This window comes from Streptomyces sp. NPDC005281 (genome assembly GCF_040607495.1).
Lineage (GTDB): Bacteria > Actinomycetota > Actinomycetes > Streptomycetales > Streptomycetaceae > Streptomyces.
Genome location: NZ_JBEXGX010000015.1, coordinates 65,171 through 80,038 on the forward strand (window position 1 = coordinate 65,171; position 14,868 = coordinate 80,038).

Below are 14,868 nucleotides of genomic sequence, written 5' to 3' on the forward strand. Positions count from 1 at the left end.
CCCGCTCCTCGAACGCCGGAGGGGCTGGATTCTTCTCTGCACCGGCGTCAGGCCGAAGCGGGGGTTCGAGGCGGAGAGGGGCGAGCGACGTCCTCGGCGGTCGCGGGGGCATGGGGCCCTGGGGGACCAGGGCAGGCCCGGTTGCCGTAACCGTTACGCTGGAGGCGTGGCAGTCGTCGATGTTTCCGAAGAGCTCAAGTCCCTCTCCTCGACCATGGAGTCGATCGAGGCCGTCCTGGACCTCGACAAGCTGAGGGCAGATGTCGCCGTGCTCGAGGAGCAGGCGGCCGCGCCGTCCCTGTGGGACGACCCGGACGAGGCGCAGAAGATCACCAGCAAGCTGAGCCACCTCCAGGCGGAGGTCAGGAAGGCCGAGGCGCTCCGTGGGCGCATCGACGATCTCAGCGTGCTCTTCGAGATGGCCGAGGAAGAGGACGACCCGGACACCCGTGCCGAGGCCGACGTCGAGCTCGTCTCCGTCAAGAAGGCGCTGGACGAGATGGAGGTCCGCACCCTCCTGTCCGGCGAGTACGACTCCCGTGAGGCCGTCGTCACCATCCGCGCCGAGGCCGGCGGCGTCGACGCCTCCGACTTCGCCGAGAAGCTCCAGCGCATGTACCTGCGCTGGGCCGAGCGCCACGGCTACAAGACGGAGCTCTACGAGACCTCGTACGCGGAGGAGGCGGGCATCAAGTCCACCACCTTCGTGGTCCACTCCCCGTACGCGTACGGCACGCTCTCCGTGGAGCAGGGCACGCACCGGCTGGTGCGCATCTCGCCGTTCGACAACCAGGGGCGTCGCCAGACCTCCTTCGCCGGTGTCGAGATCCTGCCGGTCGTCGAGCAGACCGACCACATCGAGATCGACGAGTCCGAGCTGCGGATCGACGTCTACCGCTCGTCCGGTCCCGGCGGCCAGGGCGTCAACACCACCGACTCCGCGGTGCGTCTGACCCACCTCGCCACCGGCATCGTCGTCTCCTGCCAGAACGAGCGGTCGCAGATCCAGAACAAGGCCTCGGCCATGAACGTTCTCCAGGCCAAGCTCCTCGAGCGGCGCCGGCAGGAGGAGCAGGCCGCCATGGACGCCCTCAAGGGCGACGGCGGCAACTCCTGGGGAAACCAGATGCGTTCGTACGTCCTGCACCCGTACCAGATGGTCAAGGACCTGCGCACGGAGTTCGAAGTCGGCAACCCCGAGGCCGTGTTCGGCGGCGAGATCGACGGCTTCCTTGAGGCCGGAATTCGCTGGCGCAAGCAGCAGGAGAAGTAAGCACACAGGACCAGTGGTGCGGGCGGACGTTCTCCGCCCCTACTGGAACCTCTTTGTCGACAAGGCAACTGCCGTCCACCGGACGGCAGTTGCCTTTGTTTGTGTGGGCTGTCTGGGTTTTCCGTCACAGTCACATGTCCTCAGGCCAGGCAAACGATGATGTTCCGGACATTGCGTACGCAACGACCTTGACGCTGCTTTGAAAACTGGGAAGGGTGACGTGTGGCATGCGTATCTCCGGGGCGCATGTGACCGGGGGGCCGAGCGAACGCCTCCTGTGACGCCGTGGCCCCGGGCGCTGCTCCATTGACGATCAGCTACTGGGGGTAGCAGGCAGATGACCAAGAAGACGCGGATCCTCGCGGCGCGAATAGCAGCCGGCGCGGTGATCGCGGCCGGTGCCTCACTGACCGCGGCGGGTGCCGCATCGGCGCTCGACCTCAATGTCGGTCTCACGGCGACCACCGCCGACGACCCGACTCCGACCCCGACCGTCACGGGTATCCCGACCAGCGAGGCTCCCACCACGACGCCCCCGACGTCGGCGCCGCCCACCGTGACGCCCCCGACGTCGGCGCCTCCCACCGAGACGTCGGCGGCCCCGACCGCCACCACGCCCACCGGGGACCCGACCGGGCCGACGGAGGAGCCGCCCGCCACCGCCTCTTCCTCCGTTCCCGCGGAGGGCGGCTCCGGCGGCAACGACGCCGACCCCAACGGTGGATCCACCACCCAGGAGGAGGGCTCCTCGGCCCTCACCGACACCGGATCCGACACCCAGGCCCAGGGCAAGGACGGCGCGCTGGCCGAGACGGGTGCCGGTCAGACCACGTTCCTGATCATCGGTGCCGCCACGATGATCGCCGGCGGAATCGGCTTCCGTCTGCTGCCGCGCCTCGCGGGCGGCCGCGGCGGTGCCGCCGCCTGACGCTCCACACGTACGACGAAGGGCCCGGAGCGCGCTGCTCCGGGCCCTTCCCGTGTCCGGGGTGCGGGGTGGCCGGCGGGCGCGCCCGGGCCGTCGCCGCGGCTCTCACACCGTCTGGTGGGCCACCAGTGCCAGCGCCGCGATCAGCACGGCGAGCAGGGCGATCAATGCCATGGGGTTGAGTCCCGCGAAGGGGCTCTCCTGCTGGAGCCGCTCCCGGTTCGCGCGGCAGACGGGGCACCGGCCCTCGCTGACGGGTGCCGCGCAGTTAGCGCATACCAGTCGGTCGTACGTCATGCGCCGGCCCTCCTTGCGACGTCTCCGCGCACGCAACGATCTCGCGTACACGTCGCTCTGTTAACGCTGCGGCGAACGCAACCGTTCCCCTACCACTGTGCCAGGTTCCGCGGATTTCGGCGCGGCCCCCTTTCTCATGCCCCGCCCGGAGTAGCGTCAGCCCCTCGGATCGGGTGTGATTCGCGCCTCAGATCCGTGACAAATCGTGCAAGCCGCGCGCAACCCCGTACGCCGACTGCGCTCGCACACCCGGTTCGCGTATGGTCACGCACACCTACCCCCGGCGACCCGTGGTGCACCCGTGATCCGATTCGACAATGTCTCCAAGGTCTACCCCAAGCAGACCCGCCCCGCTCTCAGGGATGTCTCCCTGGAGATCGAGCGCGGAGAATTCGTGTTCCTCGTGGGGTCCTCCGGCTCCGGAAAGTCCACCTTCCTGCGGTTGATCCTCCGCGAGGAGCGCACCAGTCAAGGTCAGGTGCACGTCCTGGGCAAGGACCTCGCGCGCCTCACCAACTGGAAGGTGCCGCAGATGCGCCGCCAGCTGGGGACCGTGTTCCAGGACTTCCGCCTCCTGCCCAACAAGACGGTGGCCGAGAACGTGGCCTTCGCCCAGGAGGTCATCGGCAAGTCCCGCGGCGAGATCCGCAAGTCCGTGCCCCAGGTGCTCGACCTCGTCGGCCTGGGCGGCAAGGAGGACCGGAGGCCCGGCGAGCTGTCCGGTGGTGAGCAGCAGCGTGTGGCCATCGCGAGAGCCTTCGTGAACCGGCCCAAGCTCCTCATCGCCGACGAGCCGACCGGAAACCTCGACCCACAGACCTCCGTGGGAATCATGAAACTGCTCGACCGGATCAACCGGACGGGCACCACGGTCCTGATGGCGACGCACGACCAGAACATCGTGGACCAGATGCGCAAGCGCGTCATCGAGCTGGAGCAGGGCCGTCTCGTCCGTGACCAGGCGCGCGGCGTCTACGGCTACCAGCACTGATCATCGTCCACGGAAAGGTCTGAGGAAGACGCCATGCGCGCGCAGTTCGTTCTGTCGGAGATCGGTGTAGGTCTCCGCCGCAACCTGACCATGACCTTCGCGGTCGTCGTCTCGGTCGCCCTCTCGCTCGCCCTGTTCGGCGGATCGCTCCTGATGAGCGACCAGGTGAACACCATGAAGGGCTACTGGTACGACAAGGTCAACGTCTCGGTCTTCCTCTGCAACAAGAGCGACGCCGAGTCCGACCCGCACTGTGCCAGGGGCGCGGTGACCAGTGACCAGAAGAAGCAGATCGTCGCCGACCTGGGCAAGATGTCCACGGTCGTCCAGAAGGTCACCTACGAGTCCTCGGACCAGGCGTACAAGCACTACAAGGAGCAGTTCGGCGACTCCCCGCTGGCCAGCTCCCTCACGCCGGACCAGATGCAGGAGTCGTACCGGATCAAGCTGAAGGACCCGGAGAAGTACCAGGTCATCGCGACCGCGTTCGACGGCCGCGACGGCGTGCAGTCCGTGCAGGACCAGAAGGGCATCCTGGACAACCTGTTCGGGCTGCTCAACGGCATGAACTGGGCCGCGCGCGCGGTGATGGCGATGATGCTCGTCGTCGCGCTGATGCTGATCGTCAACACGGTGCGCGTCTCGGCGTTCAGCCGGCGGCGTGAGACGGGCATCATGCGGCTCGTCGGCGCCTCCGGCTTCTACATCCAGGCGCCGTTCATCGCGGAGGCCTCGGTCGCCGGGCTCATCGGCGGCGGGGTCGCCTGCGGCTTCCTGCTGGTCGCCCGCTACTTCATCATCGATCACGGTCTGGATCTGTCCCACAAGCTGAACCTGATCAACTTCATCGGCTGGGACGCCGTGTTGACCAAGCTCCCGCTCATCCTCGCGACGAGCCTGCTGATGCCGGCAGTGGCCGCGTTCTTCGCGTTGCGCAAGTACCTGAAGGTGTGACGCATCCCAAGAGGGCCGTACCGTCAACCGGCGGTGCGGCCCTTCGCGTTGTCCTAGACTCACCGGCATGTCAGGCCGTGACCTGTTCTGCGAGCCCCGCCGCATCCGCCGCGGGGCGGCCCTGACATTGGTCTTCGCGAGTGTCCTCGTCGCAGGAGCGGCCACCGGATCGTTCTCCGACCCCGCCCGGAAGACCCAGGCCCCGGCACGCGGTTCGGCGTCGGCGCGCCATCACGACGAGGTCGCCCAGGCCGCCGCGGAGGCGATGGCCGACGGCAAGTCCCCCATGGAGGCCGCCGAACGGGCCGTCAGCCGCAGCGGAGACCGCTGGGGCGCCGTCTACTCCCAGGGCGAGTACCAGGAGTTCGAGGAAGCCCTCGACGGCCAGTACACCGGCGTCGGCCTGTGGGCCCGCCGCGAGCGCGACGGACGCATCGAGGTCACCCGCGTCAGCGCCGGCTCACCCGCGGCCGCCGCGGGCATCCGCAAGGGCGACCGGCTGCGCACCGTCGACGGCGCGAAGGTGGACGGCCGGCCGGTCACCGAGGTCGTCTCGTTACTGCGCGGCGACGCCGACGACGCGAGCGCCGGCACGAAGGTCTCCCTGGGCCTGGAGCGCGGGGAGCAGTCGTGGAGCCGGACCCTGCGCCGCGCCAGGCTCTCCACCGACTCCGTGACCGTCAGCAGTCTTCCCGGCCGGGTCACCCTGATCAAGGTCGACGCCTTCACCAAGGGCGTGGGCGACGCCGTGCGGACCGCCGTCGGGCGGGCGCCGGGCAGGGCCGGGATCGTCCTCGACCTGCGCGGCAACTCCGGTGGCCTGGTTGCCGAGGCCGTCACCACCGCCTCCGCCTTCCTCGACGGCGGTCTCGTCGCCACGTACGACGTGAACGGCGCCCAGCGCGTCCTGCACGCGGATGCCGGAGGCGACACCACCAGACCCCTGGTCGCGCTCGTCGACGGCGGCACCATGAGCGCGGCCGAGATGCTCACCGGGGCCCTCCAGGACCGTGGACGCGCGGTCGTCGTGGGGTCCAGGACCTTCGGCAAGGGCTCGGTCCAGATGCCGAGCCGGCTGCCCGACGGCTCCGTCGCCGAGCTGACCGTCGGCCACTACCGCACCCCCGCGGGCCGCTCCGTCGACGGCCGGGGCATCACCCCCGACCTGGAGGCGGACAAGGAGCCGCTCGAGCGTGCCGAGACCGTGCTGAGCGGTCTCGGGGACCTTTCCTGACGCGCGGAGCGCGGACCCGGTAATCGGCTTTCCCCCGAGCCCCCCTGTAGTGCGAAAATGGCCAGCACTATGAGCAAGGGAATGTACGTACCGAAGGAGTCCCAGCCCAAGCAGGGCGGCCAGGGCTCAGGCAAGGTCAAGGACGGCAAGCGCAAGATCGTCGCGCAGAACAAGAAGGCGCGGCACGACTACGCGATCATCGACACCTTCGAGGCCGGGCTCGTCCTGACCGGCACCGAGGTCAAGTCGCTGCGCCAGGGCCGCGCCTCGCTGGCGGACGGCTTCGTCCAGATCGACGGGAACGAGGCGTGGCTGCACAACGCCCACATCCCGGAGTACAGCCAGGGCACCTGGACGAACCACACCGTGCGCCGCAAGCGCAAACTCCTCCTGCACCGCGAGGAGATCGACAAGCTGGAGGCGAAGACCCAGGAGACCGGTCACACGATCGTGCCGCTCGCCCTGTACTTCAAGGACGGCCGCGCGAAGGCGGAGATCGCGCTCGCCCGGGGCAAGAAGGAGTACGACAAGCGGCAGACCCTGCGCGAGAAGCAGGACCGGCGCGAGTCGGACCGTGTCATCGCGGCGGCCAAGCGGAAGGAGCGCGGCGAGTAGCGCGGCCTCCGGCGCGGCCGGTGACCCGGCCCGCGGGAATAGGCTGGCTTCGTCGTGCGTTGTTCACGTACGATGGCACTGCACCCCACAGCGGGTGCGAGGTTCCTCCTCGGAGGGGCCGAGCTTTGAAAAATCAACATGGGGATGATCGGTTTCGACAGCGGCTGTTGAAGCAGGGGAAGCGTGTCGAGGAAGCGGCAATGATCTCGTAAACCATATGTCGCAAAAAATAATCGCCAATTCCAAGAGCGATTCCCAGTCCTTCGCCCTCGCTGCCTAATAAGCAGTGAGTGAAGGACCCTTAATGGGTGTCAGCCCGGGAGTGTTCCCGACCCGGATCCTGGCATAATCTAGGGGACTAAACCATCGAGCCCGGTCACGGGGTTCGATGGGAAATCAAACAGTGGCTGAGCCCGTCGGCGACTTGTTCGCGTGATCGCCGGGGCTGAGAAAATCGCAGCGAACTGCACACGGAGAAGCCCTGATTCTGCACCGTTGGACGCGGGTTCGATTCCCGCCATCTCCACTCATCCCATGTTTTAATTGAATAGCGTCCAATTGAATATCGTGACGAAGGCCCCGCGGCTCAGGCAGCGGGGCCTTCGTCGTGTCCTCAGGAATTCAGTGTGCGCGGTGCCGTGCTGGCACGGTCCGTCATCCGGGGAGCCAGCAGGGTCGCCTCGGGGCAGGGCGTGCCGTCCATCTTCCGCATCAGCAGATCGACAGCCCGCGCGCCCACTTCGGCGGCCGGGATGGCGATCGAGGTGACCGGGACGCGCAGGCTCCCGGCGAGCTCGTCCGGGCAGATCGCGGTGACGGACAGATCGTCCGGAACCCGCAGACCGAGCTGCTCGAAGGCGTCGACGAGCGGTTCGAGGAGCGGCTCGTTGTGGACGACGACCCCGGTCAACGCGGGCTGCTCGCGCAGCAGTTGCTCGGCGATCCGGCGTGCGGCGGCGGGTGAGGCCTCGCAGGGGTGGACGGAGGAGGCCAGACCGCTGCGGTCGGCGGCGGCCGTGAACCCCTGCACCACCCGCTGCGCGAACGCCGTGCCCCGCACATACACCTCCGGCGGCGAGCCGACGAGCGCGACGACCCGGTGCCCGAGCCCCGCGAGCCGCTCCACACACAGCTCACCGGCCGCCTTGAAGTCCAGATCGATGCAGGTGAGCCCGTCGGCGGCGGCCGGGAGGCCGATGAGGACCGACGGCCGGTCCAGCGCGCGCAGCAACGGCAGTCGGGGATCGTGAAGCTGGACGTCCATCACGATCAGAGCGTCGACCAGCGCGGTGTCCGCGACCCGGCGCAGCCCCTCCTCGCCCTCCTCCTGGGTGAGCAGCAGCACGTCGTGATCGTGCAGCCGGGCCGCCGTCACCACCGACACCACGAACTGCATCACCACCGGCACATGGATGCCGGCCCGCAGCGGAACGACCAGGGCGAGGACGTTCGACCGGCTGCTGGCCAGCGCCCTGGCCCCCGCGTGCGGACGGTAGCCCAGCCGGCGGATGCTGTCCTCGACACGCTGCCGGGTGGCCTCGGAGATCGGCCGCTTGCCGCTGAGGGCGTAGGAGACCGTGCTCGGGGACACCCCGGCGTGCCGCGCCACATCGGTGATCTTGACCATCACTCCGGCTCCAGTTCGAGGGAGAGGAAGCCCGTCCCGGCGCGGGCCCGTACCTCGCGTCCTCCCGCGGCCAGCCCCCAGGGGGCCGACGGGTCGTCGCAGGACGCGCGCAGGGTGTTCCCCTCGCGCACGACGGTGAAGGTGACCGTGCCGACCGGCATCGGCACCCGGGCGCCCCGCCTCAGGCCGTACGCGCGCAGGGTGACCCCGTCCGCGTGGTCGTAGTCGGGACGGTCGTCCACCGCGCCGACCGGGATCACCGCGCCCGGCCGTACCAGCAGCGGCACGCTCAGGAATCCGTGCCGCTCGCGCACCCAGCGCGGTCCGGTCACCGCCGGCCCGCCGAGGTAGGGCGTCCACGTGCCCTCGGGCACGTAGTACGAGACGTCCCCCTCGTCGCTGAAGACGGGCGCGACCAGCAGATCCGGGCCGAGCATGTACTGCCGCTCCAGATGCGCGCACCCGGGGTCGTCCGGGAACTCCAGGATCATCGCCCGCATCATCGGCACCCCCTCCGCGTGGGCGGTGCGTGCGGCCTCGTACAGATACGGCATGAGGCCGAGCTTGAGCCGGGTGAACAGCCGCAGGACGTCCACGGCCTCCTCGTCGAACAGCCAGGGCACGCGGTACGAGGACGAGCCGTGCAGCCTGCTGTGCGAGGACAGCAGCCCGAAGGCGATCCACCGCTTGAACAGGGCCGGCGTCGGTGTCCCCTCGAAGCCGCCGATGTCATGGCTCCAGAATCCGAAGCCCGACATGCCGAGGCTGAGCCCGCCACGCAGCGACTCGGCCATCGACGCGTACGTCGCCTCGCAGTCGCCGCCCCAGTGCACCGGGAACTGCTGGCTTCCCGTCGTCGCCGACCGGGCGAAGACGACGGCCTCGTCCTCGCCCCGGTGTTTGCGCAGCACCTCGAACACGGTCCGGTTGTAGAGGTACGTGTAGTAGTTGTGCATCCGCTCCGGGTCGGCGCCGTCGGCGTACGCCACGTCGACGGGGACCCGCTCGCCGAAATCGGTCTTGAAGCAGTCGACGCCCTGGTCGAGCAGCGCCTCCAGCTTCGCCGCGTACCAGTCCCGGGCGGCCGGGCTGGTGAAGTCGACCAGTGCCATCCCCGGCTGCCACAGGTCCCACTGCCACACGCTGCCGTCGGGCCGCTTGAGCAGATGGCCGAGCGCCCGCCCCTCCGCGAACAGCGGTGAGCGCTGCGCGATGTAGGGGTTGATCCAGACGCAGATCCGCAGCCCCTTGTCCTTCAGCCGTGTCAGCATCCCCTCCGGATCGGGGAACACCCGCGGATCCCAGCGGAAGTCGCACCAGTTGAACTCGCGCATCCAGAAGCAGTCGAAATGGAAGACGGACAGCGGGAGTTCACGCTCCCGCATGCCGTCGATGAAGGAGGTGACGGTGTCCTCGTCGTAGGAGGTGGTGAAGGACGTCGACAGCCACAGGCCGAAGGACCAGGCGGGTGGCAGGGCCGGACGCCCGGTGAGCGCCGTGTACTTGCGCAGGATGTCCTTCGGGGTCGGCCCGTGGATGACGTAGTACGTCAGCTCCTGTGTCTCGGCGCTGAACTGGACCCGGGAGACCGCCTCCGAGCCGACCTCGAAGGAGACCTGGCCCGGATGGTCCACGAAGACGCCGTAGCCCGCGTCCGTCAGATAGAACGGCACGTTCTTGTAGGCCTGTTCGGTGGCCGTTCCGCCGTCCGCGTTCCACATGTCCACGACCTGGCCGTTCTTGACGAGCGGCCCGAACCGTTCACCGAGGCCGAAGACCTGGGTGCCGACGCCGAGGTCCAGTTGCTCACGCAGATAGTGCGCGCCCGTCGTGTCCCGCATGATGCCCATGCCCTTGGGCCCGCTGCTGGTGAGGGTTCGGCCGTGGGCGAGGAAGTCGATGTGCCAGGGGGCGGTGCGGGTGACCCGGACGGACAGGGCGCCCGCGGTCAGGGTCGCGTGGTCGTCGTCGCGCTCCACGTGCGGTGTGAACCCGGTTCCACGCAGCTCGAACCGGGGCCCCCGGGGCTCCTCGCCCTGGAAGTGGGTGAACGTGACGCCGATGACGTCGGGCATCGGCGCGTGGACGCCGATCGTCACGACCGGTCCCTTCAGCAGGTCGCCGCGATGCCTGATGGGCTGCGTCGGCGCGTGGATCTCCAGGCCGCCGGGCCCCGAGGTCACATCGAGGACCTCGACCGGGTGGGCCGCGGTGACGCCCTCGCGCAGCAGCCAGTAGCCGTCCGTGAACTTCACTGTCGTACCCCTTACTTCACTGCGCCGACGGCGATGCCGCGGGTGAGGGTCCGCTGGAAGACGAGGAAGAAGACGATGGCGGGCAGCACGCCGAGCAGGGCGGCCGCGTTCGTCATCGTGGCGTCCATCAGGCGCTGCCCCTGGAGGACACCGAGGGCCACCGACACCGTCTGGTTGTCGTTGGAGATCAGCATGACCAGCGGCAGCAGGAACTCGTTCCACGTCCAGATGAAGAAGAAGACGAGGAGCACACCGATCGTGGGGCGGCTGACCGGGACCACGATCCGCCACAGCACCTGCCACCGGTTCGCCCCGTCGATCCGCGCGGCCTCGATGATCTCGCGCGGGAACCGCCCGAGGACGGAGGAGAGGAGGTAGGTGCCGAAGGCCGCCTGGATCACCGTGAACACGATGATCACGCTGAGCCTGGTGTCGTAGAGGCCGGCCTGCTTGCTCAGGTAGTAGAGCGGATAGACCAGCGCCTCCTGCGGCAGGGTGTTGGCGAGGACGAAGAAGGCCAGCACCCAGGTGCGGCCCCTGATCCGGCCGATGCCGATCGCGTACGCGTTCAGGACGGACAGCACCGCGGCCCCGACCGCCACAGAGCCGGAGATCAGCACCGAGTTGAGGAGCTTGTGCCCGAAGTCGACGCGCTGCCAGAAGTCCTTCAGACCGTCGAGGTAGAGGCCGTGCGGGAGGCTGAGGGGCCCGTACTCGGAGTACTCCGCGGGCGACTTGACCGCGTTGACCGCGACGACGGCGAAGGGCAGCACCATGAACAGCGCGCCGATGGCGAGGGCCACGAGCACCGGGTAGCGGCGGAGGGCGGTCATGTGCGGATCCCTTCCTCGGCGTCCTCCGCGCGCGCCTGGAATCGCAGGCCGATCAGCGCCAGCGCCAGGATGATCACGGTCAGGACGGTGGAGATCGCGGCGCCGTAGCCGACCTGGGTCTTCTCGAAGAAGGTCGTGAAGGAGAAGTACGACGGCACGTCGGTGGCGCCGCCGGGACCGCCCTTCGTCAGGACGTACACCGCCCCGAACACCTTCAGCGCGGCGATCGTGCACCACAGCAGGACGACCGAGATCTCCGGGCGGATCTGCGGCAGCGTGATGTGCCAGAACCGCCGCCACCAGCCCGCGCCGTCCAGCTCGGCGGCCTCGTAGAGCTGCGGGTCCACGCGTTGCAGGCCCGCCATGAAGACGACGAGCGGGAAGCCGAGCTGCACCCAGACCATCACCCCCATGACGCTGTAGAGCGCGAGGTCCGGGTCGCCCAGCCAGTCCTGCTGCCAGGAGCCGAGGCCGACGGCCTTGAGCAGTTCGTTCAGCGATCCGTTGTCGGGGGCGAGGATCCAGCTCCAGACGATCCCGGCGACGGCGATCGGCAGGACCTGGGGGAGGTAGAAGCAGGCGCGGAGCACGGCCGCCGTCCGGGTCCCGAAGTGCTTGGCGACGAAGTCGAACAGGGCGGCGGCCAGGACCAGTCCGAGGGCGGTCGGTACGGCGGCCATCGCGACGACCATGAACAGGCTGTGCCTGAAGGAGGCCCAGAACTCGGAATCGTCCAGCAGCTCACGGTAGTTGGAGAGCCCCGACCAGGTGGGGGTGCCGACCCCCTGCCAGTCGGTGAAGCTCACCCCGGTGTTCATCAGGAAGGGGACGACGATCACCAGGAGGAAGGCGGCGAAGCCGGGCAGCAGGAACAGGGCGTAGGAGGTGCGGGGACGGCGCTGGCGCGCCGCGGCGCCGGGGCGGCCGCGGACGGCCCGGCCGCCCCGCACGGCGGTGACCGTCATGTCTTCGGTACGCCCTTGTCGTACGCCTTCTGGAGCGCGTCCAGGTAGGCGTCCGGCTTCTCGCTCCCGGTGATCAGTTTCTGGGTCTCCGAGACGAGGACGTCGTAGAAGCCGGCGACGGGCCAGTCGGGATAGAAGGCGAGCCCGTCCTTCCCGGAGAGGGTGTTGAAGTCGGCGATCAGGGACTTGGCCCGCGGGTCCGTGATGGCGGCGGGGTCGGCGGCCACCGGGACGCCGCCCTGGTTGCCGAGCAGGTTCTGGATCTTCTTCGACAAGGTGATGTCGATGAAGTCGTAGGCGAGTTCCTTGTTCTTCGCGCCCTTGGGGACGACCCAGATGTTGCCGCCGGAGCCGAGCGTCAGGTTGCTCTCGGGCCACAGGAAGGTGCCCCAGTCGAACTTGTTCTCCGTCTTGAAGCGGCCGTACCACCAGCTGCCGGAGAACAGGATCGGGCTCTTGCCCTGGATGAAGGAGACGCCCGCGTCCTCGGCCTTGAGCCCGCTGGACTTCTTGCCGATGTACCCCTTCCTCACCCAGTCGGCGAACGTGGTCGCGGCGTACGTCCAGGCCGCGTCGTGGAAGTCCGCCTTGCCCTTGTAGAGCTCGTAGCTGTCGACCCAGGAGCGGTCGGCCTTCGACAGGGCGAGCTGGTAGAGGTACTGCTGGGCCATGTACTCGGCGCCCGAGTTCGCGAGCGGGGTGATGCCCTTCGCGACGAACTCGTCCATCGCGGAGGTGAGTTCCGCGAGAGTGGTGGGCCGGGCTATGCCGTACTTCTTGAAGAGGTCCTTGTTGTAGAACACCATCGTGTACTCGGCGTAGTCCGGCACGCCGTACCACTTGCCGGAGCCCATGACCCCGTCGGCGTCGTACCGGCTGATGGTCCGCACCCCGCCGCTGATCTTCTTGTCCCAGCCGCGCTTGGTCACTTCGGCGCTGAGATCGGTGAGCAGCCCCTGCTTGGACAGGAGTCCGGCGGTCGCGTTGCCCTTGTTGTACTCCATGATGTCGGGGGCGTCGTTCGAGTTGAGGACCATGGGCGCCGTCTTCTGGATCTGCTCGAAGCCCTTCTCCTCGAACTTCACCTTCACGCCCGGGTGTTGCGCTTCGAATTCCTTGATGGCCTCCTTCCAGGCCACCCCCATCGCGCTGTCCGGCCCTTCGTAGTGCCACAGCTTGAGTGTCTTGCCGTCGGAGGAGCCACTGTCCGAGCTGCCGCAGGCCGTCGCCAGCAGGGCACTCGTCAAGACCACCGCCAACGCCGCCGCCACACGCCTTCGTGTCGTCAACATCCACTGCCTCCAGAGGAGTTGGATGGGAATCGGGCCACCACGCATCGCTCGTCGAATCGATTCGATGCGTGGCGTCGAAGCGCTTCGACGGGGGAAGGTATGTGGGCGCGGTGGACGCGTCAATGGGCCGCGCGGGAATTGGGTCAGGGGTTCGACGGGCCGGACGGAGGGATGCCGGCTGGGGGTCAGCGGCAGCGGGGGTTGTCGGACCCGGATGCTTGGCCGGCGGCGGCGGCGGCGGCGGTGGCGGCGGTGGCGGGAGCGGAGCGGGCTTCTCGGCTCGGTTCGGTGGTCGTCGTGTCCGGGTCGGCGGGGGTGCGGTGGTGGTCCCGGAGCACCGCACCCGTCCTCGCGCCCACCGTGGCTATGAGCAGCGCGAGCGTCGCCGCCGCGACCGGAACGACGTATCCGGCGGCAGGCGACACGTGCTCCACCACCCATCCGCCGGACGCCGAGCCGGCGGCGATCCCGCCCATCAGGCCGGTCACCGCGAGGGTCATGCCCTCGTTCAGCCGTCCCTCGGGCGTGCGCCGCTGGACCAGCGTCATCCCGGTGACCATGGTCGGAGCGGTCGCCATGCCGGCCACGAGCAGCGCACCGGCGAGCACCGGGAGCGAGCCGGTGAGCCGGACGGCGAGCAGGGGCAGCGTCAGCAGCACCGCCATGGCGCCGACGCACACCGCGAACCGCCGCGCGGCGAGCGCGTTCCCGTCGAGCGGGGTTCCGTTCCCGGAAAAGGAGACGGCAGGTCCGGTCGCGGACGCGCCCCGTGTCATGACACCGAACAGCAGGCCCGCCACGCACGATCCGGCCGCCTGGAGGGCGAGCACCGCGCCCGCCGCGGACCGGTGCCCCCGCTCGTCCGCGAACGCGATCGTCACCACCTCCATCGCGCCGAACACCGCTCCGGTGGCAAGGAAGGCGAGAAGCAGCGGAGGCATCCCGGGCACGCGCACGAGAGACCCGGATGTGTTGCCCGGCCGGGGCGGCGGCTGCGTCGAACGCTGCGCGGCGAGGAGCAGTACGCCCGTGATCAGCAGCGCGGCCCCCACGAGCGTGCCCGCCTCCGGGGCGACGGACCCGCACAGGAAGGCCGCGAGGACCGGGCCCAGCATGAAGCACAGTTCGTCCACGGCCTGCTCGAAGGAGTTCGCGGTGTGCAGCGCCGCCGCGTCCCCCTTGAGGAGGTGGGCCCAGCGCGCGCGGGACATCCCGCCCATGTTGGGGATCGTGGCGGTGGCGGCGTAGGCGGCGAAGAGGGTCCAGTCGGGCGCCCCGGAGCGCACGCACACCACCAGGCACATCGCGCCGACCAGGGCGAAGCCCGCGGCGGGCACGGCCACCCGGGCCTGCCCGTACCGGTCGACGAGCCGCGCGGTCCGGGGAGCGACCACGGCCGTCGTCGCGAGACCCGTGGCCGTGACGGCGCCGGCGAGCGCGTACGAGCCCCGGGTACTCGCGATCATGATGACCGCGCTCACGCTGAACATGCCCATGGGCAGCCGGGCGACGAGGTTTCCGAGGGTGAAGGCGCGGGTGCCGGGCAGCGCGAACAGACGGCGGTACGGGGTGAGCGGTGACATGGGTGAACCGTCGCCCGGCGT

General features: G+C 69.0%; 13 protein-coding genes and 1 other RNA gene. 7 read left to right on the forward strand and 7 right to left on the reverse strand.

Annotated features, from left to right (window positions below):
* The first annotated feature begins 166 nt into the window (after positions 1 to 166).
* Together prfB and ABZV42_RS21710 are read left to right on the forward strand one after the other, a co-directional pair.
* Positions 167 to 1,273 carry a peptide chain release factor 2 gene (prfB, locus tag ABZV42_RS21705; protein WP_355980499.1) on the forward strand — a complete coding sequence of 369 codons (1,107 nt, stop codon included), beginning with the start codon at positions 167 to 169 and terminating at the stop codon, positions 1,271 to 1,273.
* Between the two features lie 337 nt (positions 1,274 to 1,610).
* Entirely contained in the window at positions 1,611 to 2,201 is a 591-nt protein-coding gene (locus ABZV42_RS21710; RefSeq protein ID WP_356053162.1) for a hypothetical protein, read from the forward strand.
* A 105-nt stretch (positions 2,202 to 2,306) separates the two neighbouring features.
* On the opposite strand, the gene ABZV42_RS21715 is transcribed toward ABZV42_RS21710, so the two are convergent.
* Positions 2,307 to 2,498 (reverse strand): hypothetical protein, encoded by a 192-nt coding sequence (locus ABZV42_RS21715; protein WP_028805018.1) that lies wholly within the window; start codon positions 2,496 to 2,498, stop codon positions 2,307 to 2,309.
* A 301-nt stretch (positions 2,499 to 2,799) separates the two neighbouring features.
* On the opposite strand from ABZV42_RS21715, the gene ftsE reads away from it, so the two are divergent.
* The 5 genes from ftsE (at position 2,800) to ssrA (ending at position 6,821) form a co-directional block, all read left to right on the forward strand.
* Positions 2,800 to 3,489, forward strand: a complete 690-nt coding sequence (ftsE, locus tag ABZV42_RS21720; RefSeq protein ID WP_355980503.1) for a cell division ATP-binding protein FtsE — start codon at positions 2,800 to 2,802, stop codon at positions 3,487 to 3,489.
* 33 nt (positions 3,490 to 3,522) lie between these two features.
* Positions 3,523 to 4,443 (forward strand): permease-like cell division protein FtsX, encoded by a 921-nt coding sequence (gene ftsX / locus ABZV42_RS21725; protein WP_355980506.1) that lies wholly within the window; start codon positions 3,523 to 3,525, stop codon positions 4,441 to 4,443.
* Positions 4,444 to 4,510: 67 nt separating this feature from the next.
* Positions 4,511 to 5,677, forward strand: coding sequence for a S41 family peptidase (locus tag ABZV42_RS21730; RefSeq protein WP_356053164.1), 1,167 nt, complete (start codon positions 4,511 to 4,513; stop codon positions 5,675 to 5,677).
* 81 nt (positions 5,678 to 5,758) lie between these two features.
* Complete coding sequence (gene smpB, locus ABZV42_RS21735; RefSeq protein WP_355980892.1) at positions 5,759 to 6,292, forward strand: SsrA-binding protein SmpB; 534 nt, start codon at positions 5,759 to 5,761, stop codon at positions 6,290 to 6,292.
* Between the two features lie 140 nt (positions 6,293 to 6,432).
* Positions 6,433 to 6,821, forward strand: a transfer-messenger RNA (tmRNA) gene (ssrA, locus tag ABZV42_RS21740).
* Positions 6,822 to 6,905: 84 nt separating this feature from the next.
* Here the strand turns inward: ssrA and ABZV42_RS21745 are convergent.
* From ABZV42_RS21745 to ABZV42_RS21770, 6 genes are all read right to left on the reverse strand, one after another.
* The gene (locus tag ABZV42_RS21745) at positions 6,906 to 7,919 is read right to left on the reverse strand and encodes a LacI family DNA-binding transcriptional regulator (protein ID WP_355980511.1); all 1,014 of its coding nucleotides are present in this window, start codon (positions 7,917 to 7,919) and stop codon (positions 6,906 to 6,908) included.
* Complete coding sequence (gene yicI / locus ABZV42_RS21750; protein WP_356053166.1) at positions 7,919 to 10,174, reverse strand: alpha-xylosidase; 2,256 nt, start codon at positions 10,172 to 10,174, stop codon at positions 7,919 to 7,921. The genes ABZV42_RS21745 and yicI overlap by 1 nt, the downstream gene beginning before the upstream one ends.
* A gap of 11 nt (positions 10,175 to 10,185) precedes the next feature.
* On the reverse strand, positions 10,186 to 11,007 hold the full coding sequence (locus tag ABZV42_RS21755) for a carbohydrate ABC transporter permease (RefSeq protein ID WP_356053168.1): 822 nt from the start codon (positions 11,005 to 11,007) through the stop codon (positions 10,186 to 10,188).
* On the reverse strand, positions 11,004 to 11,972 hold the full coding sequence (locus ABZV42_RS21760; RefSeq protein ID WP_355980520.1) for a sugar ABC transporter permease: 969 nt from the start codon (positions 11,970 to 11,972) through the stop codon (positions 11,004 to 11,006). The genes ABZV42_RS21755 and ABZV42_RS21760 overlap by 4 nt, the downstream gene beginning before the upstream one ends.
* A complete protein-coding gene (locus tag ABZV42_RS21765; RefSeq protein ID WP_355980523.1) occupies positions 11,969 to 13,264 on the reverse strand; it encodes an extracellular solute-binding protein in 1,296 nt (431 codons plus the stop codon). Before ABZV42_RS21765 ends, ABZV42_RS21760 begins: the two co-directional genes overlap by 4 nt.
* Positions 13,265 to 13,449: 185 nt before the next feature.
* Positions 13,450 to 14,847, reverse strand: coding sequence for an MFS transporter (locus ABZV42_RS21770; RefSeq protein WP_356053170.1), 1,398 nt, complete (start codon positions 14,845 to 14,847; stop codon positions 13,450 to 13,452).
* Positions 14,848 to 14,868 lie beyond the last annotated feature (21 nt).

What these genes read in the sequence shown, in the direction of transcription:
- ABZV42_RS21770 (WP_356053170.1), bottom strand. Translation starts at nt 14,847, where the DNA reads ATGTCACCGCTCACCCCGTACCGCCGTCTGTTCGCGCTGCCCGGCACC.
- ABZV42_RS21745 (WP_355980511.1), bottom strand. Translation starts at nt 7,919, where the DNA reads ATGGTCAAGATCACCGATGTGGCGCGGCACGCCGGGGTGTCCCCGAGC.
- ftsX (WP_355980506.1), top strand. Translation starts at nt 3,523, where the DNA reads ATGCGCGCGCAGTTCGTTCTGTCGGAGATCGGTGTAGGTCTCCGCCGC.
- smpB (WP_355980892.1), top strand. Translation starts at nt 5,759, where the DNA reads ATGTACGTACCGAAGGAGTCCCAGCCCAAGCAGGGCGGCCAGGGCTCA.
- ABZV42_RS21755 (WP_356053168.1), bottom strand. Translation starts at nt 11,007, where the DNA reads ATGACCGCCCTCCGCCGCTACCCGGTGCTCGTGGCCCTCGCCATCGGC.
- ABZV42_RS21765 (WP_355980523.1), bottom strand. Translation starts at nt 13,264, where the DNA reads ATGTTGACGACACGAAGGCGTGTGGCGGCGGCGTTGGCGGTGGTCTTG.
- ABZV42_RS21710 (WP_356053162.1), top strand. Translation starts at nt 1,611, where the DNA reads ATGACCAAGAAGACGCGGATCCTCGCGGCGCGAATAGCAGCCGGCGCG.
- ABZV42_RS21730 (WP_356053164.1), top strand. Translation starts at nt 4,511, where the DNA reads ATGTCAGGCCGTGACCTGTTCTGCGAGCCCCGCCGCATCCGCCGCGGG.
- ABZV42_RS21760 (WP_355980520.1), bottom strand. Translation starts at nt 11,972, where the DNA reads ATGACGGTCACCGCCGTGCGGGGCGGCCGGGCCGTCCGCGGCCGCCCC.
- ABZV42_RS21715 (WP_028805018.1), bottom strand. Translation starts at nt 2,498, where the DNA reads ATGACGTACGACCGACTGGTATGCGCTAACTGCGCGGCACCCGTCAGC.